Below are 20,908 nucleotides of genomic sequence, written 5' to 3' on the forward strand. Positions count from 1 at the left end.
TCACAGCCGGCCCACAGCCCCTCCCCCGCCCTCACCGGGCGTCGTTCTCCGGGCACAAAGCGAGTGATCGTCAGTGTCCACGCGCCGGCTCCCCCGACGGCCTCCCGGCCGGCCCCGGGGCGTGGACGAGGAGGTGTCGTCGATGAGCGACCGGCAGCTGTGGTCCTACAAGGAGATCGCCGCCCATATCCGGGTGCAGCCCGACACCGTGCGCTCCTACCGGAAGCACGGCCTGCTCCCCACCCCCGACCACGTGGAGGGCGGCAAGCCGTACTGGTACGCCGACACGATCCGGGCCTGGGTGGCCCGCCGCCCCGGCAGCCGGGGACGGCGCGAGGAGTGATGCCGCCGGCGGCATCCGTCCGCCGTCACAACGCCACCCGTCCGGCACACACTGGAGAGGTGCCGGATGATGAGTCAATACCCCCTAGGGGTATAGTCTCTGATAGAGAGAGACACCCCCTGATAGGAGAACGACATGACCGCCGTGACGGAAACCGTGTACAAGGTCGCCGGGATGACCTGCGGGCACTGCGAGGGCGCCGTGACCGCCGAGCTGACCGCCCTGCCGGGCGTCACCTCCGTCAAGGCCGTCGCCGCCACCGGTGAGGTCACCGTGGTGTCCGCCGCCCCGCTCGCCGAGGCCGACGTGCGCGCCGCCGTGGACGAGGCCGGTTACGAGCTCGCCGGCCAGGTCTGAGGCCCGACCCTCAGCCCCCTTCCTTCCGCAGTACCCCGCCGGGCCGCACCCGCCGGCGTCCGACCGGACCGTGCGGCCCCGGCCCTTCCCCCGGAGCGGGACATGAGCAGCAGCACAGTGCACGAGGGGCCCATAGCCGAGGTCGAACTGACCATCGGCGGAATGACCTGCGCCTCCTGCGCGGCCCGCATCGAGAAGAAGCTGAACCGGATGGACGGCGTCAGCGCCACGGTGAACTACGCCACCGAGAAGGCGCGCGTCTCCTACGGCGGGGGCGTGCGGGTGGCCGACCTGATCCAGACGGTGGTCAGGACCGGGTACACGGCCGAGGAACCCCCGCCGCCGGAGCCCGCCCGCGAGGAGTCGGGGCCGCAGGGACACGGGCCCGGGCCGGAGGCGGGCTCCGATCCCGTGCTCGACGCGCTGCGGCAGCGGCTGCTCGTGTCCGCCGCCCTGGCCCTGCCCGTCGTCCTGCTCTCGATGGTGCCCGCCCTGCAGTTCGACAACTGGCAGTGGCTCTGCCTGACGCTGGCCTCCCCCGTCGCGGTCTGGGGCGCCCTGCCCTTCCACCGGGCCGCCTGGGCCAACGCCCGCCACGGCGCCGCGACCATGGACACCCTGGTGTCGGTCGGCACGCTGGCCGCCTACGCCTGGTCCCTGTGGGCCCTGTTCTTCGGGCACGCCGGCATGACCGGCATGCGGCACGGCTTCGACCTGACCGCCGGCCGCGCCGACGGCTCCTCGGCGCTCTACCTGGAGGTCGCGGCGGGCGTCGTCACCTTCATCCTGCTCGGCCGCTACCTGGAGGCCCGTTCCAAGCGGAAGGCGGGCGCGGCCCTGCGGGCCATGCTGGAGCTGGGCGCCAAGGACGTGACCGTGCTGCGGGGCGGCCGGGAGGTCCGGATCCCGGTGGACTCCCTCGTCACCGGCGACCGGTTCGTCGTGCGGCCCGGGGAGAAGATCGCCACCGACGGCAGGGTGGTCGAGGGATCCTCCGCCGTGGACGCCTCGATGCTGACCGGCGAGTCCCTGCCGGTGGACGTCACCGCCGGGGATCCCGTCACCGGCGCCACCGTCAACGCCTCCGGCCGGCTCGTCGTGGAGGCCACCCGGGTCGGGGCCGACACCCAGCTCGCCCGGATGGCCGCCATGGTGGAGGAGGCGCAGAACGGCAAGGCCGAGGTGCAGCGGCTCGCCGACCGGATCTCCGGGGTCTTCGTGCCCGTCGTGCTGCTCCTCGCGCTCGGCACCTGGGTGGCCTGGCTGCTGATCACCGACGACGCCACCGCCGCCTTCACCGCCGCCGTGGCCGTCCTGATCATCGCCTGCCCCTGCGCCCTGGGCCTGGCCACCCCGACCGCCCTGATGGTCGGCACCGGCCGGGGCGCCCAGCTCGGCATCCTGATCAAGGGCCCGGAGGTGCTGGAGTCCACCCGCAGGGTCGACACCGTCGTCCTCGACAAGACCGGCACGGTGACCACGGGGCGGATGGCCCTCTCCGGGGTGCACCCCGCGGACGGGGTGGACGAGAAGGAGCTGTTGCGGCTCGCCGGAGCCCTGGAACACGCCTCCGAGCACCCCATCGCCCGGGCCGTCGCCGCCGCGGCCGCCGAGGCGGCCGGCGCGGCGGGCGCTCTGCCGGTCCCCGAGTCCTTCGAGAACCTGGCCGGGCTGGGCGTCCGGGGCGTGGTCGAGGGCCGCTCCGTCCTGGTGGGGCGCGAACGGCTGCTGGCCGAACGGGGCATCGCCCTGCCCGCCGGCCTCGCCGGGGCGGCGGCGGCCGCCGAGGCCCGCGGCAGCACCGCGGTGCTGGTCGCCTGGGACGGCGGGGCCCGCGGGCTGCTGACCGTCGCCGACGCCGTGAAGCCGACCAGCGCCGAGGCCGTGGCCCGGCTGCGGGCGCTCGGCCTGACCCCGGTCCTGCTGACCGGGGACAACCGGGCGGTGGCCGAGACGGTGGCCCGCGAGGTGGGCATCGACGAGGTGATCGCCGAGGTCATGCCGCAGGACAAGGTGGACGTGGTGCGCCGGCTCCAGGCCGAGGGCCGCACCGTCGCCATGGTCGGCGACGGCGTCAACGACGCCGCCGCCCTCGCCCGGGCCGACCTGGGCCTGGCCATGGGCACCGGCACCGACGCCGCCATCGAGGCCGGCGACCTGACCCTGGCCCGGGGCGACCTGCGGGTGGCGGCCGACGCCATCCGGCTCTCGCGCCGGACGCTGGCCACCATCAAGGGCAACCTGTTCTGGGCCTTCGGCTACAACGTGGCGGCGCTGCCGCTGGCGGCGGCGGGCCTGCTCAACCCGATGATCGCAGGGGCCGCGATGGCCTTCTCCTCGGTCTTCGTGGTGACCAACAGCCTGCGGCTGCGCTCGTTCCGCTAGGAGCCCGCGGAAAGACCTCCGGGAGGACCTCCGGGAAGACCTCCGGAAGGATCTCCTCCCCTCGGCCTCCACACATCCTTCACTGGAGACGCAGATCACAGTGATGGCAACGTAACCATCCGGGGTCGTCCCGGGTCTAATGGGGCGATGCCAGAAACATCTTGGGGGATGTTTCACGGAGGTCTTGGGGGACGTCCGCGGCATTCGCCGGCCGGGACGCGTGCCCTCGGGAAGCTTTGAGCGGCCCTCCCGACCCGAACGGGTCCCGGCAACACACCGACGCCCCGGCGCGGGTCCCGTGGGGGGAATCCGCTGCCGGGGAAAGGGAAGCGCCCCGTCCGTCGACCCGTGGGGGGATCGACGGCGGGGCGCTTTTCGCGTACTCGGGCCCTGGGGGCTCAGGTTCAGCGGGCCTCGACCGGGACGAAGTCGCGCAGGACCTCGCCGGTGTAGATCTGGCGCGGGCGGCCGATGCGGGAGCCGGGCTCCTTGATCATCTCGTGCCACTGGGCGATCCAGCCGGGCAGGCGGCCGAGGGCGAACAGCACGGTGAACATCTCGGTCGGGAAGCCCATGGCCCGGTAGATCAGACCGGTGTAGAAGTCCACGTTCGGGTAGAGGTTGCGCGAGACGAAGTACTCGTCGGCGAGCGCGTGCTCCTCCAGCTTGAGCGCGATGTCCAGCAGCTCGTCGCTCTTGCCGAGCGCCGAGAGGACGTCGTGCGCCGCGGCCTTGATGATCTTCGCCCGGGGGTCGAAGCTCTTGTAGACGCGGTGCCCGAAGCCCATCAGGCGGACGCCGTCCTCCTTGTTCTTCACCTTGCGGATGAAGGCGTCGACGTCGCCGCCGTCCTTCTTGATGCCTTCCAGCATCTCCAGGACGGACTGGTTGGCGCCGCCGTGCAGCGGACCCCACAGGGCCGAGATGCCGGCGGAGATCGAGGCGAACATGTTCGCCTGCGAGGAGCCGACCAGGCGCACGGTGGAGGTCGAGCAGTTCTGCTCGTGGTCCGCGTGCAGGATCAGGAGCTTGTCGAGCGCGGAGACCACGACCGGGTCGAGCTCGTACTCCTGGGCCGGCACGGAGAAGGTCATGCGCAGGAAGTTCTCGACGTAACCGAGGTCGTTACGCGGGTAGACCACCGGGTGGCCGACCGACTTCTTGTACGCGTAGGCCGCGATCGTCGGGAGCTTGGCCAGCAGGCGGATCGTCGAGAGGTGGCGCTGCTTCTCGTCGAAGGGGTTGTGGCTGTCCTGGTAGAAGGTGGACAGCGCGCTGACGACCGAGGACAGCATGGCCATCGGGTGGGCGTCGCGCGGGAAGCCGTCGTAGAACCGCTTGACGTCCTCGTGCAGCAGGGTGTGCTGGGTGATCTCGTTGCGGAACGACGCGAGCTGGTCGACGGTCGGCAGCTCACCGTTGATCAGAAGGTAGGCGACCTCGATGAAGGTCGAGCGCTCCGCCAGCTGCTCGATCGGGTAACCGCGGTAGCGCAGGATGCCCTGCTCACCGTCGAGATAGGTAATCGCGGACTTGTAGGCGGCGGTGTTGCCGTAGCCGCTGTCCAGAGTGACGAGCCCGGTCTGGGCCCTCAGCTTCGCGATGTCGAAGCCCTGGTCACCGACGGTGCTCTCGATCACCGGGTAGGTGTATTCGCCGTCCGCGTACCGGAGTACTACAGAGTTGTCGCTCACGTCATCCCTCACCGACGTAGTGCCTCTTCTTCGAGGTGCCCTGACTGCCTCTACCTTCCCCCATTTGGCGCAGGAGAGTGCACTCGGGGTCGGCCTTTGGTCTTTTTGACGGCACTGAGTGCCGTCAACCTGCTCATCCTGCCCTGCCCGCGGGGCCTGTGGGAACCCAAATGATCGATCATCTAGGTGATGTTTCCCACCGGTATACGTCCGGCGAGCCTGGCGGCGACCGCCGTGAACCTCCTGCCTGCGGAAACCGTACGGACCGCCTGCCCGAGGGCCTTGCGGGACCCGACGAGGACGACGAGTTTCTTCGCCCTGGTCACGGCCGTGTAGAGCAGGTTCCGCTGGAGCATCATCCAAGCCCCGGTCGTGACCGGGATCACGACCGCCGGATATTCACTCCCCTGGGAGCGGTGGATGGTGACGGCGTAGGCGTGCGCCAGCTCGTCCAGCTCGGCGAACTCGTAGCCCACCTCCTCGTCCTCCTCCGTACGGACCGTCAAGCGCTGCTCGTCCAGGTCGATAGCGGTGACCACACCGACGGTGCCGTTGAAGACGCCATTGGCACCCTTCTCATAGTTGTTCCTGATTTGGGTGACTTTGTCACCAACCCGGAAAACCCGGCCGCCGAACCGCTTCTCGGGCAGGTTCGGCCGGGCCGGGGTGATGGCCTGCTGGAGCAGCCCGTTGAGGTGGCCCGCACCGGCCGGGCCGCGGTGCATGGGCGCCAGCACCTGGACGTCGCGGCGCGGGTCGAGCCCGAACCGGGCGGGGATCCGGCGGGCCGCGACGTCCACCGCGAGGACCCCGGCCGCCTCGGTGTCCTCCTCCGGGAAGAGGAAGAAGTCCGGCAGGCCGTCGGTGATGGGCGCCGCCCCCGTGTTGATGCGGTGGGCGTTGGTGACCACGCCCGACTGCTGGGCCTGCCGGAAGATCCGGGTGAGCCGGACGGCGGGCACCGGCCCGCCCTCGGCGAGGAGGTCCCGCAGCACCTCTCCCGCCCCGACCGAGGGCAGCTGGTCCACGTCGCCGACCAGCAGCAGGTGCGCCCCCGGGGCCACCGCCTTGACCAGCTTGTTGGCGAGCAGCAGGTCCAGCATCGAGGCCTCGTCGACCACGACCAGGTCCGCGTCCAGCGGCCGGTCGCGGTCGTACGCGGCGTCCCCGCCGGGTTTGAGTTCGAGCAGCCGGTGCACGGTGGAGGCCTCGGCCCCCGTGAGCTCGGACAGCCGCTTCGCCGCCCGGCCCGTGGGGGCGGCGAGGACCACCTTGGCCTTCTTGGCCCGGGCCAGCTCCACGATGGAGCGCACGGTGAAGGACTTCCCGCAGCCCGGCCCGCCGGTGAGGACGGCGACCCGGCGGGTCAGCGCCAGCCGCACCGCGTCCCGCTGCTCGGGGGCGAGGGCGGCTCCGGTCCGCCCGGCGAGCCAGCCCAGGGCCTTCTCCCAGTCCACGTCCTGGAAGCCGGGCATCCGGTCCTCCTCGGCGCTCAGCAGCCGGCGGACCTGGCCCGCCAGCGAGAGTTCGGCCCGGTGGAAGGGGACGAGGTACACGGCGGTGAGGGGGTCGGGGCCGCCCTGGGGATCGGGCACGGCCTCCCGGACCACCCCTTCCGGATCGGCGGCGAGCTCGGCCAGGCACTCGATGACCAGCCCCGTGTCCACCTGGAGCAGCTTCACCCCGTCGGAGATGAGCCGTTCCTGGGGGAGGAAGCAGTGGCCCTGGTCGGCGGACTGGGACAGCGCGTACTGGAGGCCGGCCTTGACCCGCTCGGGGCTGTCGTGCGGGATGCCGACGGCCTGGGCGATGCGGTCGGCGGTCAGGAAGCCGATGCCCCAGACGTCGGCGGCGAGCCGGTAGGGGTGGTTCTTCACCACCGAGATGGAGGCGTCCCCGTACTTCTTGTAGATGCGCACGGCGATGGAGGTGGAGACCCCGACGCCCTGGAGGAAGACCATGACCTCCTTGATGGCCTTCTGCTCCTCCCAGGCGGCTCCGATCAGCTTCGTCCGCTTGGGGCCCAGGCCCGGCACCTCGATCAGCCGCTTCGGCTCCGCCTCGATGACGTCGAGGGTGTCCAGCCCGAAGTGCTCCACGATCCGGTCGGCGATCCGCGGCCCGATGCCTTTGATCAGGCCGGAGCCCAGGTAGCGCCGGATGCCCTGGATGGTGGCGGGCAGGATCGTCGAGTAGTTCTCGACGCTGAACTGTCTGCCGTACTGCGGGTGCGAGCCCCAGCGGCCCTCCATCCGCAGGGACTCGCCGGGCTGCGCGCCCAGCAGCGAGCCGACGACGGTCAGCAGGTCGCCCGCGCCCCGGCCCGTGTCCACCCGGGCGACCGTGTAGCCGCTCTCCTCGTTGGCGTAGGTGATGCGCTCCAGCACCCCCTCGACCACCGCCAGTTGCACCACCCCGTTGTTCTGCATGGCACGAAGCTACCGTCCCGCGCCGACAGCCGGCCCGGCCTGTGGACGAACGAAAGGGGGTCCGGCCTCACGGCCGGACCCCCTCACGGTTACCCCTCCCTCGTCGGACTTCCCGCTCCCCCGGATCCCCTCCCGGAAGTCCCGACGCACCATACGACCCGCGCCCGGCCCGAAGGGTTGCATGCGGAATCACAGCTTTACCTTTCCGTTACAGACGGTGCCTTCCGGGTCGCTCTGAGATGCCGATAAATCCCCTCACACGTAGCGTTCCAGGCATGAGCGAATCTTCCATCCAGGACGACGTGATCCACGAACTCGGCGACGACGGACTCCAGGAGATCGCCGGTCTGCTCGGCACCGACACCACCGGCGCCCGCGAGACCGTCGCGCACACCGTCGGAGCGATGACCGGCGGCCTCCAGGAGAAGGCCGAAGGCGGGGACGACGAGGTCCGCCAGGCGTTCGCCGAGGTGGTCCAGCCGCCCCTCCAGGGCGTGGCCACCCTCGGCGGCGGCCTCGGCGGCCTGCTGGGCGGCGGGATGATGGCCGGGGTGCTGAGCAAGGTGAGCAGGCCGGTCGCCGAGGCGGTGTCGAAGAAGACGGGTGTCCCCGCCACGACCGTCTCCCGGGTCATCGAGCTGCTCATCCCCGTCCTGCTGGCCGTCTTCGCCAAGCGCGCCGCCGCGAACAAGGGCGCGGGCGCGCCGACCGCCGGAGCGCCCGCCCCGGGCGCCGCCCCCGCGGAGGGCGGAGGCCTCGGCGACCTGCTGGGCCAGATCCTCGGCGGCGGCAAGAAGTAGCGACCGGCGGCGGCCCGTGGCGTACTAGCGGGCCGCCCCCACCGCGGGGGCGGAAGCACCCTCGGCCGCCGCCGCGCGCCGCTTCCCGCGCGCCGGGGCCAGCGAGGTCAGCCCCACGCCGCCGACCAGCAGCACCGCCGCCAGCCAGCGCGGCCCCGAGACCGGCTCCCCCAGCACCAGCGCGGCCGAGGACATCCCGAACACCGGTACCAGCAGCGAGAACGGCGCCACGGCGGAGGCCGGGTAGCGGCGCAGCAGGTAGCCCCAGGCGCCGAAGCCGAACACCGTGGACACCCAGGCGACGTAACCGATCACGGCCACCCCGGACCAGTCCAGGGAGCGCAGCGCGGCCAGGTCCCGGCCGGGCCCCTCCAGCAGCAGCGACAGCCCCAGCAACGGCAGCACGGGGACGGTACACACCCACACCATGAAGTTCAGCGCGTCGGGCGGGGCGGCCTTGCGGGTGAGCACGTTGGACACGCCCCAGCAGGCGGCGGCCGCCACGACCAGCGTGAACCCGGTCGCCGGGCCGGACAGGCCGGTGTCCACGGCGGCGACGGCGATCCCGGCCAGCGCCACGGCCATGCCCAGCAGCCGCACCCGCCCGGGCCGCTCGCGCAGCACGGCGGCGGCGAGGACGGCGGTGAACACGGCCTGGATCTGGAGCACCAGCGAGGACAGCCCGGCCGGCATCCCGGCGGCCATGCCCGTGAACAGCAGCCCGAACTTGGCGATGCCCAGGGCCACGCCCACCCCCACGATCCACTTCCAGGCGACCTTGGGCCGCCCCACGAAGAACACGGCGGGCAGCGCGGCGACGAGGAAGCGCAGCGCGGACAGCAGCAGCGGAGGGAAGTGGCCGAGACCGATCTGGATGACGACGAAGTTGAACCCCCAGACGGCGGCGACGAGTACGGCGAGAGCGGTGTGTACGGGACGCATGACCCGAGCATCCGCCGCCCCCACCATGTAGCACCAGCGCGCATTCCTTCCGGGATGGATGAAGGATTCCTTACGATTGCCCGCCCACACCCCCTACGATGGCCGGATGCTCGACCTGCCCCGGCTGCGCGCCCTGCACGCCGTCTCCGTCCACGGCTCCGTGGCTGCCGCGGCCGCCGCCCTGGGCTACACCCCCTCCGCCGTCTCCCAGCAGATCGGCAAACTCGAACGGGAGACCCGCACCACCCTCCTGGAGCGGCGCGGACGCGGGGTCGCCCTCACCGAGGAGGCCCGCCACCTGGCCGAGACCGCCCAGGAGTTGCTGGCGATCGTCGAGCGGGCCGAGACCACCCTGGAGGAACGGCGCGGCCGCCCCAGCGGGCTGCTGACGGTGGCCGCCTTCGCCTCCGCGGCGCGCGGACTGCTCCCGGGCGTCCTGGCGGACCTGGCCGGCCGCCATCCGGCGCTGGACGTACGCCTGACGGAGGTGGACCCCCACCTCTCGGTGGACCTGGTGGCCCGGGGCGTCACCGATCTGGCGGTGGCCCACGACTGGGACATCGCCCCGCTGCCCGCCCCCGAGGGCGTGGAGCAGGCACTGATCGGCGACGACCGCTGCGACCTGGTGGTGCCGGCCGGGCACCCCTTCACCGCCCGGCGGCTGGTCCGGCGGGCGGACCTCGGCGGGCAGCGGTGGGTGTGCCAGCCGCCCGGCCGGGTCTGCCACGACTGGCTGGTGCGGACCCTGCGCACGGCCGGGTTCGAGCCGGACGTCGCGCACATGGCCGAGGAGAACCACACCATCGTCGCCCTGGTCGCCGCCGGGCTCGGGATCGCCGTGGTGCCCCGGCTGGGCACCGGGCCGCTGCCGCCGGGCGCGGTGGCCGTCCCCCTGGAGCCGGTCCCGGTGCGCCGGCTGTACGCCCTGTGGCGGACGGGCGCGTCCCGCCGGCCGGCGATCACCGAGACCGTCCGCACCCTCCAGGAGCACTGGCCGGCCGTGTCCGGCCTGCTTCCGGGGGACGCCGAGGGTGTCCCGGGGACGCGGGGCGCGGACCGGGAGTAGGGTCCCGGGGGTGCCGTACCACGCCTCCCGCCGGGCCCTGCTCGCCGCCGCGGCCATGGCCGCCGCCACGGCCACCGGCGGCGCCTCCTCCACCGTGGGCCCCCGCCGCACGCCTGACGACCCACGTCCCCCCGGGGCTCCGCCGGGCCGCCGCCCGGACCCGGAGCGGCTGCGCGCCCTGACGGCCTCCATGGAGCTGCCCGAGCTGGTGGGCCAGCTGTTCGTGTCCCGTGCGTACGGGCACTCGGCGACCGACCCCGACCCGGCCGACGCGGACCTGAACCGGGCCCAGTTCGGGGTGCGCAGCGCCGCCGAACTGGTGGCCCGCTACCACCTCGGCGGGATCGTCTACTTCGCCTGGGCGCACAACACCCGCTCCCCGCAGCAGATCGCCGCCCTCTCCAACGGCCTCCAGCGGGCCGCGGCCGGCTCCGGCGCCGGGATCCCGCTGCTGCTCTCCGTCGACCAGGAGCACGGGGCCGTCGCCCGGATCGGCCGGCCGGCGACCCTGCTGCCGGGCGCGATGGCGCTCGGCGCGGGCGGCTCCCCCGCCGACGCCCGCCGGGCGGCCCGGCTGGCGGGGACGGAGCTGGCCGCGCTGGGCATCCGGCAGGACTACGCCCCGGTGGCCGACGTGAACGTGAACCCGGCCAACCCGGTGATCGGCGTCCGCTCCTTCGGCTCCGACCCGGAAGCGGTGGCGGAGCTGACGGCCGCCCAGGTGCGCGGGTACCAGGCGGCGGGGGTGGCCGCGACGGCGAAGCACTTCCCGGGCCACGGGGACACCGAGACCGACAGCCACGTCGGGCTGCCGGTGATGCGGCACAGCCGCGCCCAGTGGGAGGAGCTGGACGAACCCCCCTTCCGGGCGGCGGTGGAGGCGGGCGCGGACGTGGTGATGACGGCGCACATCGTCTTCCCCGCGCTCGATCCCTCGGGGGACCCGGCGACCCTCTCGCGGCCGATCGTGACCGGCATCCTGCGCGAACGCCTGGGGTTCCGCGGGGTGGTGGTGACCGACGCGCTCGACATGGCCGGGGTCCGCCAGAAGTACGGGGACGACCGGGTGCCGGTGCTGGCCCTCAAGGCGGGCTGCGACCAGCTGCTGAACGCGCCCGACCTGGGGCTGGCGTACCGCAGCGTGCTGGCGGCGGTCGGGTCGGGCGAGCTGACCCGGGCGCGGATCGAGGAGTCGGTGCTGCGGATCCTGGAGGTCAAGGCGCGCCGGGGGCTGTTCGAGGACCCGTACGCCGACGAGGGCCGGGTGGACGCGGTGGTGGGCACCGGGGAGCACCTGGAGGCGGCCGACGCGATCGCCGCCGGTACGACCACCCTGCTGGCCAATCCGCGCGGGCTGCTCCCCCTGGACGCGGCGTCCGGACCCCGGCTGCTGGTGACGGGCGCCGACCCGGCCTCCCCCACGGGTACGACGGGACCCCCCACCGAGGTCCTGGCGCGGGAGCTGACGGCCCTGGGCTGCCGGGCGCAGTCCCTGCCCGCGGAGCGGGCGGTGGCGGCCGCGCCGGGCCACGCGGCGGTGGTGGTGTGCACGTACAACGTCCCGGAGGGGGAGAGTCCGCAACGGACGCTGGTGGCGGACCTGGTCGCGACGGGCGTCCCGGTGGTGCTGGTGGCGGTCCGCAATCCGTACGACCCGGCCCGGCTGCCCGCGTGCGCGGCCGAGGTGGCCACCTACACGTGGACGGACGTGGAGATGCGGGCGGCGGCCCGGGTGCTGACGGGGGCGCGGCGGCCGGCCGGCCGCCTGCCCGTCCCGGTTCCGGGCCGCTATCCGCTGGGCCACGGGCTGGGGTACTGAGGCACCCCGGCCCGCGGCCCGGTGGGAGCGCCGCGCTACGGCCGCAGCGAGTCGTGGCGCAGGTCGGTCCGGTCGAGCTCCGGGTCCGGGGCGGCCAGGGGGGCCGCCTGCGCGGCGGCCTTGGCCGTGGCCGTGCCGGAGGCGCCCGCGGCGGGGGCCACTCCGGCCCACTGCTGGATCCGTGCGGTGGCCAGGGCCCTCTCGCCGTCCTGGAGCTTGGCGACGTTGGCCCCGTGGTTGGCGCCCGGTGCGATCATCACGTAGCTGTCGGTGGCCCCGTAGCCGATGTGGAAGGGCTCGGCTCCCCACGGGTCGTTCTGCCCGTACACGAACAGCATCTGGTGGGCGTTGTTCTTCACCCAGTTGTCCACGTCCGCCATGGCCCCCGGCCGGAAGGTCATGGGGATGTCGCGCGGGACGAAGTCGCGCGGCGGCTGGTAGCCGTAGCGGCTCAGGTTCCCCAGCCAGGGCTGCTTGATGTCGGGCGAGCCGAGCTGGGTGCCGGCCTGGTAGTAGTACGGGGTGAACGTCTCCAGGCCCTGGTCGGTGTAGGCCGAGAAGCCCGAGATGGTGTCGACGCTGTCCCAGATCTGCTGGTCCGTCGCGGTCTTGGCGTCGGGGACGGTCCCGCAGTCGGAGAGCAGGCTGTACTGCCAGAAGGCCCAGGTGTAGTCGAGGACGACGGCCTCGAAGGCCTTGTCCAGGCTGCCGACGGTGTTGAAGGTCCAGCCGCTCGCCGCGGCGGCCTCCTTGTACTTGGCCTCCAGCGGCTCCCGGCGGACCAGGGCCTCGCGCTGGACGGCGGCCAGCTTGTCGCGGCACTCCTTGGTGCCGACCTTGGTGAAGAACCGGTCGTAGGCCGAGTCCTCCTTGTTGACGACGTCGTTCGGCGCGACGTAGGCGACCACGCCGTCCATGTCGCGCGGGTAGAACCGCTCGAAGTACGTCGCCGTCATCCCGCCCTTGCTGGCGCCGGTGGCGAGCCAGTTCTTGGAGTAGATCTTCTTCAGGGCGGTGTAGATGCGGTGCTGGTCGCTGGCGGCCTGCCAGATGTCGAGCTTCGACCAGTCCGCCGGGTCGGGGCGGGACGGGTTGAAGAATCGATACTCCATGGACACCTGGTTGCCGTCGACTATGGTCGTCGGCTCGGCCCGGCGCGGGTTGGTGTTGACGTTGTAGCCGGAGGTGTAGAACACGGTCGGCCGTGACTCGTCCTTGTGCAGCAGGGTGATCCGCTGCTTGAAGGTGCCCTTCCACGGCTGCCGGTGGTCGATCGGCTGCTCGTAGTTCAGCACGAAGAACCGGTAGCCGGGGTACGGCTTCTCCTCGATCAGGCTCATGCCCGGGATGGCGAGGATCCGGTCCTTGATGTCCGCGGTGGCGCCCTGCCCTGCGGTGGTCGGCGCGGCGGCGGCCGGCTCGGCGGCGGTGGCCGCCTGAGCCGTCAGGCCGGCCGAGCCGAAGGTGCCGATGAGCACCGCGAGCGGCAGCAGCCGGCCAAGCGTCTTGCGCATGCACTCTCCCCATTCGGTCCACTGGTGGTCGCCGTGAACCTAGCGGGGTCAACACGCCCGTGAACAGTACCGGTTGGGCCGCTGCTTCAGCACAGGATCCAGCCGGACTCCACGGATCCGGCCGCGACACCGCCCTTTACGTACACACACCGGTTGATCGCGGCGACGGTGACGGGGCCCGCGTAGCGGGTGAATTGCCCCGCATCGCCCACGGGAACCCCACCGCGCGGCTGAACGCTGACCGCGAGGTGGCGGCGTGCCCCGGGGTGCAGGGCGACGTTGACCGCGCAGACCTGCGTCCGGCTCTTGTACACGCGCACCTCGGCGTCCGGCAGCGGCAGCGTCCGGACCAGTTCGCCCGGGCAGCCGCCGGTGGCGGCCGCCGCCTGCGGCGCGGCGGCGAACACCCCGCCCGCGGCCAGCCACAGTGCGGCCCCGACCACCCCGAGGGAGACCCCCCGCCGCCGCGCCTTCCGCGCTGTCCACCCCTGAGACACCCTGACCCCCCGATCGGTCGTACGTAACACGTACTGACGTACGTACGACGCGCCGGACCACCGGAAGGTTGCACTACCCTGGGCGATCGACCGCATGCTCACCGTAGTCACGAAAGGCGTCCTCCCATGACGACCACCGACCTGCTCGACCGGAAGCTGGAGCGTGCGTTCGCGCACCTGGACGCGGACGACAACGGCGTGATCGACGAGAAGGACATGATCGCCCTCGGCTCCCGGCTGCTGACGGCGCTGGCCGAGCCCGCCGACTCACCCAAGGCGGCCGAGGTGTTCCGCGGGCTCACCGACTTCTGGGTGGACCTCTTCAACGAGCTGGGCGTGGGCCAGGACCAGAAGCTGACGCCGCAGCAGTACCGGGACGGGATGACCCGCCTCTACAAGGACGGCGGCCCGGCCTACGAGAAGTCCTTCCGGCCGATGATGAAGGCGATGCTCACGGTCGTCGACACCAACGGGGACGGGCACATCAGCCCGGAGGAGTTCCACAAGGCGCAGCTGGCCTTCGACACCAGGCTGGAGCCCGCCGCCGCGGACGCCCTCTTCGAGCGGATCGACAAGAACCACGACGGCTACCTGTCGGTGGACGAACTCCTCGACGCGGTACGCGAGTACTACACCGGTGAGGACGAGGACGCCCCGGGCAACCTGCTCTTCGGCGAGCTCTGACACCCGGGGCGGCCTCCTGACGGGTCCGCTACGCGGCGGCGGCCGGCTCGTCCTCCCCGGCGAAGGTCCGCCACAGCACGGCGTAGCGGCCGCCCCGGGCGAGCAGTTCGGCGTGGCTGCCGTCCTCGACGACCCGGCCGCGCTCCATGACCACCACCCGGTCGGCCCGGGCCGCGGTGGTCAGCCGGTGGGCCACCACCAGGGTGGTGCGCTTGCCCGCCAGCCGGTCGGTGGCCTGGTTGACCTGGGCCTCGGTGGCCAGGTCCAGGGCCGCCGTGGCCTCGTCGAGCAGCAGCACGTCCGGGTCGACCAGTTCGGCACGGGCCAGGGCGATCAGCTGGCGCTGGCCCGCGGAGAGATTGCGGCCGCGCTCGCTGACGATGTGCAGGTAGCCGCCGTCGAGGGTGGCGATCATGTCGTGGGCGCCGACCGCGCGGGCGGCCGCCTCCACCTCGGCGTCGGACGCCTCCGGCCGCCCGTAGGCGATGGCGTCGCGGACCGTCCCCGGGAAGAGGTACGACTCCTGGGGGACGACCCCCAGCCTCTGGCGGTACCCCGTCAGGTCCAGCTCCCGCAGGTCGGTGCCGTCGGCGGTGACCCGGCCGGAGGTCGGGTCGTAGAACCGGGCCACCATCTTGACCAGCGTGGACTTCCCGGCGCCGGTCTCGCCGACGAAGGCGACGGTCTGCCCGGCGGGTATCCGCAGGGTGATGCCGCCCAGCGCCTCGCCCTGCTCGCCGCGCTCCTCGGCGGTGGCGTACGCGAAGCGCACGTCCTCGAAGGCGATCTCGCCGCTCAGGGAGGCGACCTCGCGGGGGGCCGCCGGGGGCGGGGTGGTGGTGGGCTCGCGCAGCAGGTCCTGGATGCGGCCGAGGGAGACGGTGGCCTGCTGGTAGCCGTCGAAGACCTGGGAGAGCTGCTGGACCGGGGCGAAGAACAGGTCGATGTACAGCAGGTACGCCACCAGCGCGCCGGTGGTGAGGGTGGCCGCCTCCACCCGCCCCGCGCCGACGATCAGCACGGCCGCCGCCGCGCCCGAGGACAGCAGCTGGACGAAGGGGAAGTAGACGGATATCAGCCACTGGCCGCGCACCCGCGCCTGGCGGTAGGAGTCGCTGCGCTCGGCGAAGCGGGTGGCGCCGGAGTGCTGGCGGCGGAAGGCCTGGACCAGGCGCAGCCCGGCGACGGACTCCTGGAGGTCGGCGTTGACCAGGCTGACCCGGTCGCGGGCGAGCTCGTACGCGGCGACCGACTTGCGGCGGAAGACGACCGTGGCGAGGACCAGTACGGGCAGGGTCGCGAAGACGATCAGCGCGAGTTCGAGGTCGAGGACGAGCAGGGCGATCAGGATGCCGAAGAAGGTCAGGACGGAGACGACGGCGGTGACCAGGCCGGTCTGCAGGAAGCTGGAGAGGGAGTCCACGTCGGTGGTCATCCGGGTCATGATCTTGCCGGTGAGCTCGCGCTCGTAGTAGTCCAGGCCGAGGCGCTGGAGCTGGGCGAAGATCTTGACGCGCAGGGCGTAGAGCACGCGCTCGCCGGTGCGCCCGGTCATCCGGGTCTCGGCGAACTGCGCGGCCCACTGGGCGATCACGACGGCCAGGGCGAGGCCAGCGGCCGCCCAGACCGCTCCGAGGGCGGCCTTCTCCACGCCCTGGTCGATGCCGTGCCGGATCAGCACCGGCAGCAGGAGTCCGGCCCCGGCGTCGAGGGCGACCAGGCCGAGGCTGATGGCGAGGGGGGCCCAGAAGCCGTGCAGCAGCCGGCGCAGGCCGTAGCTGTCCTCGGCGGCCGCGGCCCGTTCCTCGTCCACCTCGGGCCGGTCGTCGGCCGGCGGGAGGGCGGCGACCTGCGCGAGCAGTTCGGGGGTGGCGCCCGGCGCGGGCTCTTCGGCCTTGTCCTGGCGCCGCCACAGCTCGGGGGTGACCCCGTCGGCCACGCGCCGCTTGGCGTTGACCGGCTCGGAGTCGATCTCGGCCTCCAGCTCGATGTCCCGCTCCAGGTCGCGCTCGAACTCGGTCATGGAGAGCGCGTCGGGGGTGCGCGGGGAGCCGGCGCCCAGGGCCTCGGGGTCGGTCAGCAGGCGGCGGTAGAGGGCGCAGCGGCGTTCCAGTTCCTCGTGCGTGCCGATGTCGGCGAGCCGGCCGGCGTCCAGGACGGCGATCCGGTCGGCGAGGGCGAGGGTGGAGCGGCGGTGGGCGATCAGGAGGGTGGTGCGGCCGGCCATGACGGCGCGCAGGGCCTCGTGGATCTCGTGCTCGACGCGGGCGTCGACGGCGGAGGTGGCGTCGTCGAGGAGGAGGAGCCGGGGGTCGGTGAGGAGGGCGCGGGCGAGCGCGATCCGCTGGCGCTGGCCGCCGGAGAGGGTCAGGCCCTGTTCGCCGACCTTGGTGTCGTAGCCCGCGGGGAGGGCTTGAATGAACGATTCCGCTTGGGCCGCGCGGGCGGCGGCGCGGATCTCCTCGTCGGTGGCCTCGGGGCGGCCGTAGGCGAGGTTGGCGCGGATGGTGTCGGAGAAGAGGAACGAGTCCTCGGGCACCAGGCCGATGGCGGCGCGCAGCGAGTCGTACGTCAGCTCGCGCACGTCGTGGCCGCCGACGCGCACGGTGCCGTGGTCGGCGTCGTAGAAGCGCGGCAGGAGCAAGGAGACGGTGGACTTGCCGGAGCCCGAGGCGCCGACCACGGCGACGGTCTCGCCCTCGGCGACGGTGAGCGAGAACCCGTCGAGCACGGGCCGCCCGGGGTCGTAGCCGAAGCGGACGTCCTCGAACGCGACGGTGGCGGGCGCGTCGGCCGGCAGCTCCCGCGTCCCCTCCTCGATCACCGGCTCGGTGTCGATGAGCTCGAAGACCCGCTCGACGCCCGCCCGGGCCTGCTGGCCGACGGTCAGCACCATGGCGAGCATGCGGACGGGGCCCACCAGCTGGGCGAGGTAGGTGGAGAAGGCGACGAAGGTACCGAGGGTGATGTGCCCCCGGGTGGCCAGCCAGCCGCCGAGGGCCAGCATGGCGACCTGGCCGAGCGCGGGAACGGCCTGGAGGGCGGGGGTGTAGCGGGAGTTCATCCGGATGGCACGCATCCGCCCGCCGAACAGCCTGCGGCCGGCCTCGCGGAGCTTGCCGGTCTCCTGCTCCTCCTGCCCGAAGCCCTTGACCACGCGGACCCCGGTCACGGCCCCGTCGACGACGGTGGCGACGGCGGCGGCCTGGCTCTGCGCGTACCAGGTGGCGGGGAAGAGCTTCTTGCGGCTGCGCTTGGCGATGAACCACAGAGCGGGGGCCATCAGCAGCGCGACCACGGTCAGCAGCGGCGACAGCCAGACCATCACGGCCAGGGATATCCCGAAGAGCAGGAAGTTGCCGATGGTCATGGGCAGCATGAAGAGCAGGCCCTGGATCAGCTGGAGGTCGCTGGTGGCCCGCCCGACGACCTGGCCGGTCGAGAGCTCGTCCTGGCGCCGCCCGTCGAGGCGGGCGATGGTCCGGTACATGTCGGTGCGCAGGTCGTGCTGCACGTCGAGGGCGAGGCGGCCGCCGTAGTACCGGCGTATGTAGGTCAGCACGTAGACGAGCAGGGCGGCGCCGACGAGCAGGCCCGCCCAGGGGGCCATCGCCTTGGTCTCGTCCCCGATGACGTCGTCGATGATGACCCGGGTGACGAGCGGCACGAGCGCCATGACGGCCATACCGGCCAGCGAGGAGCCGAGCGCGAGCAGCACGTTGAGCTTGTACCGCCAGGTGTAGGCGGCGAGCCGCCTGCCCCAGCCCTGTTTCTCGCCAGCCGCCGCCGTCACGTGGGTGCCTCCCCGTAGGTCCTGTCCTGCCGAGACCCCCAACGCTGCGACCGGCGGATTTCATCCCGCCGCAACAATTCGAACATCCGCGTACGGCGCCTCCGGCGCACTCCGGAAGCGCCCGGACGGGCTAGGTGGTGCCGGGTGCTCCCGGGCGCCCCACCCAGACCACCGGCTGGCCCGTGACGCGGGCGATCGTCTCGAAGTCCTTGTCGTGGTGGAGCAGGGTCAGACCGGCCAGCTCGGCGGTGGCCGCCACCATGAGGTCGACGGGCCCCGCACTGCGGTGCTCGCCCCGGTCGGTGAGCATCCGCTGTACGGCACGGGCGCGCTGGTACACGCCGTCGGGGACGGGGACCCAGTTGAACAGCTCCGTCAGCAGGTCTTCCTTGTCCAGCCGGTCGGCCAGGGAGCGCGCCGAGTAGAGGATCTCCAGCTCGGTGACCTCACAGATGCCGATCACCCCTTCGACGAGGTGGCGGCTGAGGGGCTTGCGGACGGCCGGGTCGGTCAGGATCCGGGCCACGGCCGACGTGTCGATGAGATGGGTGACCGGGCTCACCGCCGGTAGTTCTCCTTGTCCAGGAGGAGGTCGAAGTCCCCGCGTTCACCCATCTGGGCGAGCCGTTCCAGAGCCCGCAGACGGCGGTGCCTCTTGGCGACTTCGAGCAGCGCCGCGTTGACCGTGTCCTTCTTCGTCTTGGTGCCCAGTATCGACGCGGCCTCGGCCAGGGCTTCGTCGTCGACGTCGACGTAGAGGTTCGACATATATGCCTCCTGGGTTCGGCGCATATGAAGCATATGCCGCCTCGCCCGGAGCGGGCCACCGCTAGCCCAGGTGGGTCGGGGCGAACATCCTCAGGGTGGCCGGGAGGACCAGGACCGAGGGGCCGGGGGTGGCGAGGGCTTCGGCCAGGTCCTTGCGGAGGGTCGCCGGGGTGGTGGTGGCCGCCGGGATGCCGAAGGAGCCGGCCAGGGCGGTGAAGTCGGGGCGGGTGAGTTCGGTGGCGGTGGTGCGGCCGTCGAAGGCGTCCGTCATGTACTCGCGCAGGATGCCGTAGCCGCCGTCGTCCACGATCAGCCAGGTGACGTCGAGGTCGTACTGCTTCGCGGTGGCGAGGTCGGCGACGGAGTACATCGCGCCGCCGTCGCCGGAGACCGCGAGGACCGGGGTGCCCGGCTCCGCGACCGCCGCGCCGAGGGCCGCCGGGAAGGCGTAGCCGAGGCCGCCGGCGCCCTGGGCGGAGTGCATGGTGTTGGGGTGCCTGGCGTCGAAGGCCGACCAGGCCCAGTAGGACAGGATCGTCATGTCCCAGAAGGAGGGGGAGCGGGCCGGGAGGGCGGACCGGATCGAGGTCAGCAGCTCCTGCTCCAGGGTGAGGTCCTGGGCGGCGAGGCGGGCAGCGATGTCGGCCAGGACCGCACGGACCCGGGCGGGGGCGCCGGCGTCCTCGCGGGGTTCGACCGTCTCCAGGAGGGCCTGGAGGGCCAGGCGGGCGTCCGCGTGGATGCCCAGGGCCGGGTGGTTGGACTCCAGCTTGCCGAGGTCGGCCTCGATCTGGACGACCCGGCCGGTGGGGAAGAACGTGTGGTAGTTGGAGCTGAGTTCGCCCAGGCCCGAGCCGACGACGAGGAGGACGTCGGCGTCCTCCAGGAAGTCCGTCATGTGGCGGTCCTCCAGCCAGGACTGGAGGGAGAGCGGGTGCGTCCAGGGGAAGGCGCCCTTGCCGCCGAAGGTGGTGACCACGGGCGCGTTCAGGCGCTCCGCGAGCTGCCTGAGCTTGCCGGCGGCGTCGGCGCGGACCACGCCGCCGCCCGCGATGATCACCGGGCGGGAGGCCCGGGACAGCCAGTGCGCCGCCAGCGCGGTCAGCTCCGGGCGCGGGGCCAGTTCACGCGGGGTCGCGTCCATGCCGGTGACCTGCGGGATCACCGTCTCCGCGCGGAGCACGTCCTCGGGGATCTCCACCCAGACGGGGCCGTGCGGGGCGGTCAGGGCCGACTCCCAGGCCTCGGCGACGACGGAGGGGATCTGGGAGGGGGTACGGGCGATGTGCACGGACTTGACCACGTCACGGAAGGACGCGGACTGCTCGCGCAGCTCGTGCAGGTGGCCCCGCCGGCCCCCGCCCAGGCCCGGGGACGGGACCTGGGAGGAGAGGGCGAGGACGGGCGCGGAGGCGGCCGCCGCCTCCGCGAGGGCCGGCAGGGACATCAGCGCCCCCGGGCCGGTGGAGAGCAGGAGCGGGACCGCCTCGCCCGTGAGGCGGCCGTAGGCGTCGGCGGCGAAGCCGGCGTTGTTCTCCGTGCGCAGACCGACCAGGCGCAGGTCGGAGCGGCCGACGGCGTCGAAGAGGGCGAGCGCGTGCTGCCCCGGCAGACCGAAGACGGTGGTCGCGCCGAGGCCGCGCAGCGTCTCCACGACCAGGTCCCCGCCCGTGCGGCCCGGCGGCGGGGCCAGGGCGGCCGCCGTCTGGGCCTCGGTGGGGCGGAGAACCAGGTCGTGGTCGTGCGTCACGTGCTTGCGTGCCCTTCGTGCCGGTGCGCCGCCGCGCTGTGCTGCCGGGCCGCCGTGCCCGCCGGGT

General features: G+C 72.7%; 16 protein-coding genes. 7 read left to right on the forward strand and 9 right to left on the reverse strand.

The window, feature by feature from the left end; translation table 11 throughout:
- Window positions 1-142: 142 nt before the first annotated feature.
- From B4U46_RS12840 to B4U46_RS12850, 3 genes are all read left to right on the forward strand, one after another.
- The gene (locus B4U46_RS12840) at window positions 143-343 is read left to right on the forward strand and encodes a helix-turn-helix transcriptional regulator (protein WP_079427065.1); all 201 of its coding nucleotides are present in this window, start codon (window positions 143-145) and stop codon (window positions 341-343) included.
- A gap of 135 nt (window positions 344-478) precedes the next feature.
- Window positions 479-700 (forward strand): heavy-metal-associated domain-containing protein, encoded by a 222-nt coding sequence (locus B4U46_RS12845; protein WP_079427067.1) that lies wholly within the window; start codon window positions 479-481, stop codon window positions 698-700.
- Between the two features lie 102 nt (window positions 701-802).
- A complete protein-coding gene (locus B4U46_RS12850) occupies window positions 803-3,085 on the forward strand; it encodes a heavy metal translocating P-type ATPase (RefSeq protein ID WP_079427068.1) in 2,283 nt (760 codons plus the stop codon).
- A 404-nt stretch (window positions 3,086-3,489) separates the two neighbouring features.
- On the opposite strand, the gene B4U46_RS12855 is transcribed toward B4U46_RS12850, so the two are convergent.
- Window positions 3,490-4,779, reverse strand: coding sequence for a citrate synthase (locus B4U46_RS12855; RefSeq protein WP_079427070.1), 1,290 nt, complete (start codon window positions 4,777-4,779; stop codon window positions 3,490-3,492).
- A 182-nt stretch (window positions 4,780-4,961) separates the two neighbouring features.
- Window positions 4,962-7,208, reverse strand: a complete 2,247-nt coding sequence (locus B4U46_RS12860) for an ATP-dependent RecD-like DNA helicase (RefSeq protein WP_079427072.1) — start codon at window positions 7,206-7,208, stop codon at window positions 4,962-4,964.
- 275 nt (window positions 7,209-7,483) lie between these two features.
- On the opposite strand from B4U46_RS12860, the gene B4U46_RS12865 reads away from it, so the two are divergent.
- Entirely contained in the window at window positions 7,484-8,008 is a 525-nt protein-coding gene (locus B4U46_RS12865) for a DUF937 domain-containing protein (protein WP_079427074.1), read from the forward strand.
- A gap of 24 nt (window positions 8,009-8,032) precedes the next feature.
- Here the strand turns inward: B4U46_RS12865 and B4U46_RS12870 are convergent, their stop codons facing one another.
- On the reverse strand, window positions 8,033-8,950 hold the full coding sequence (locus B4U46_RS12870; RefSeq protein ID WP_079427076.1) for an EamA family transporter: 918 nt from the start codon (window positions 8,948-8,950) through the stop codon (window positions 8,033-8,035).
- A gap of 106 nt (window positions 8,951-9,056) precedes the next feature.
- Between B4U46_RS12870 and B4U46_RS12875 the strand changes: the two genes are divergently transcribed.
- Window positions 9,057-10,016, forward strand: coding sequence for a LysR family transcriptional regulator (locus B4U46_RS12875; protein WP_079431727.1), 960 nt, complete (start codon window positions 9,057-9,059; stop codon window positions 10,014-10,016).
- A 55-nt stretch (window positions 10,017-10,071) separates the two neighbouring features.
- Complete coding sequence (locus B4U46_RS12880) at window positions 10,072-11,835, forward strand: glycoside hydrolase family 3 protein (RefSeq protein WP_079431728.1); 1,764 nt, start codon at window positions 10,072-10,074, stop codon at window positions 11,833-11,835.
- Window positions 11,836-11,870: 35 nt separating this feature from the next.
- On the opposite strand, the gene B4U46_RS12885 is transcribed toward B4U46_RS12880, so the two are convergent.
- Together B4U46_RS12885 and B4U46_RS12890 are read right to left on the reverse strand one after the other, a co-directional pair.
- Complete coding sequence (locus tag B4U46_RS12885) at window positions 11,871-13,349, reverse strand: S28 family serine protease (RefSeq protein WP_079427078.1); 1,479 nt, start codon at window positions 13,347-13,349, stop codon at window positions 11,871-11,873.
- Window positions 13,350-13,435: 86 nt separating this feature from the next.
- The gene (locus B4U46_RS12890; protein ID WP_237292834.1) at window positions 13,436-13,792 is read right to left on the reverse strand and encodes a hypothetical protein; all 357 of its coding nucleotides are present in this window, start codon (window positions 13,790-13,792) and stop codon (window positions 13,436-13,438) included.
- Window positions 13,793-13,972: 180 nt separating this feature from the next.
- Between B4U46_RS12890 and B4U46_RS12895 the strand changes: the two genes are divergently transcribed.
- Window positions 13,973-14,530: an EF-hand domain-containing protein gene (locus B4U46_RS12895; RefSeq protein ID WP_079427084.1), complete on the forward strand. Its 558-nt coding sequence runs from the start codon at window positions 13,973-13,975 to the stop codon at window positions 14,528-14,530.
- Between the two features lie 28 nt (window positions 14,531-14,558).
- On the opposite strand, the gene B4U46_RS12900 is transcribed toward B4U46_RS12895, so the two are convergent.
- The 4 genes from B4U46_RS12900 to B4U46_RS12915 form a co-directional block, all read right to left on the reverse strand.
- Window positions 14,559-18,323 (reverse strand): ABC transporter ATP-binding protein, encoded by a 3,765-nt coding sequence (locus B4U46_RS12900; protein WP_079427087.1) that lies wholly within the window; start codon window positions 18,321-18,323, stop codon window positions 14,559-14,561.
- Window positions 18,324-18,453: 130 nt separating this feature from the next.
- Window positions 18,454-18,885, reverse strand: a complete 432-nt coding sequence (locus tag B4U46_RS12905; protein ID WP_079427089.1) for a PIN domain nuclease — start codon at window positions 18,883-18,885, stop codon at window positions 18,454-18,456.
- Entirely contained in the window at window positions 18,882-19,091 is a 210-nt protein-coding gene (locus tag B4U46_RS12910; protein WP_079427092.1) for a type II toxin-antitoxin system VapB family antitoxin, read from the reverse strand. Before B4U46_RS12910 ends, B4U46_RS12905 begins: the two co-directional genes overlap by 4 nt.
- A gap of 61 nt (window positions 19,092-19,152) precedes the next feature.
- Window positions 19,153-20,841 carry a thiamine pyrophosphate-binding protein gene (locus tag B4U46_RS12915; protein ID WP_079427094.1) on the reverse strand — a complete coding sequence of 563 codons (1,689 nt, stop codon included), beginning with the start codon at window positions 20,839-20,841 and terminating at the stop codon, window positions 19,153-19,155.
- Between the last annotated feature and the right edge of the window lie 67 nt (window positions 20,842-20,908).

The organism is Streptomyces katrae, assembly GCF_002028425.1.
GTDB classification, from domain to species: Bacteria; Actinomycetota; Actinomycetes; order Streptomycetales; family Streptomycetaceae; genus Streptomyces; species Streptomyces katrae_A.

What these genes read in the sequence shown, in the direction of transcription:
- B4U46_RS12880 (WP_079431728.1), top strand. Translation starts at nt 10,072, where the DNA reads ATGGCCGCCGCCACGGCCACCGGCGGCGCCTCCTCCACCGTGGGCCCC.
- B4U46_RS12850 (WP_079427068.1), top strand. Translation starts at nt 803, where the DNA reads ATGAGCAGCAGCACAGTGCACGAGGGGCCCATAGCCGAGGTCGAACTG.
- B4U46_RS12875 (WP_079431727.1), top strand. Translation starts at nt 9,057, where the DNA reads ATGCTCGACCTGCCCCGGCTGCGCGCCCTGCACGCCGTCTCCGTCCAC.
- B4U46_RS12870 (WP_079427076.1), bottom strand. Translation starts at nt 8,950, where the DNA reads ATGCGTCCCGTACACACCGCTCTCGCCGTACTCGTCGCCGCCGTCTGG.
- B4U46_RS12885 (WP_079427078.1), bottom strand. Translation starts at nt 13,349, where the DNA reads ATGCGCAAGACGCTTGGCCGGCTGCTGCCGCTCGCGGTGCTCATCGGC.
- B4U46_RS12865 (WP_079427074.1), top strand. Translation starts at nt 7,484, where the DNA reads ATGAGCGAATCTTCCATCCAGGACGACGTGATCCACGAACTCGGCGAC.
- B4U46_RS12845 (WP_079427067.1), top strand. Translation starts at nt 479, where the DNA reads ATGACCGCCGTGACGGAAACCGTGTACAAGGTCGCCGGGATGACCTGC.
- B4U46_RS12840 (WP_079427065.1), top strand. Translation starts at nt 143, where the DNA reads ATGAGCGACCGGCAGCTGTGGTCCTACAAGGAGATCGCCGCCCATATC.
- B4U46_RS12860 (WP_079427072.1), bottom strand. Translation starts at nt 7,208, where the DNA reads ATGCAGAACAACGGGGTGGTGCAACTGGCGGTGGTCGAGGGGGTGCTG.
- B4U46_RS12895 (WP_079427084.1), top strand. Translation starts at nt 13,973, where the DNA reads ATGACGACCACCGACCTGCTCGACCGGAAGCTGGAGCGTGCGTTCGCG.
- B4U46_RS12910 (WP_079427092.1), bottom strand. Translation starts at nt 19,091, where the DNA reads ATGTCGAACCTCTACGTCGACGTCGACGACGAAGCCCTGGCCGAGGCC.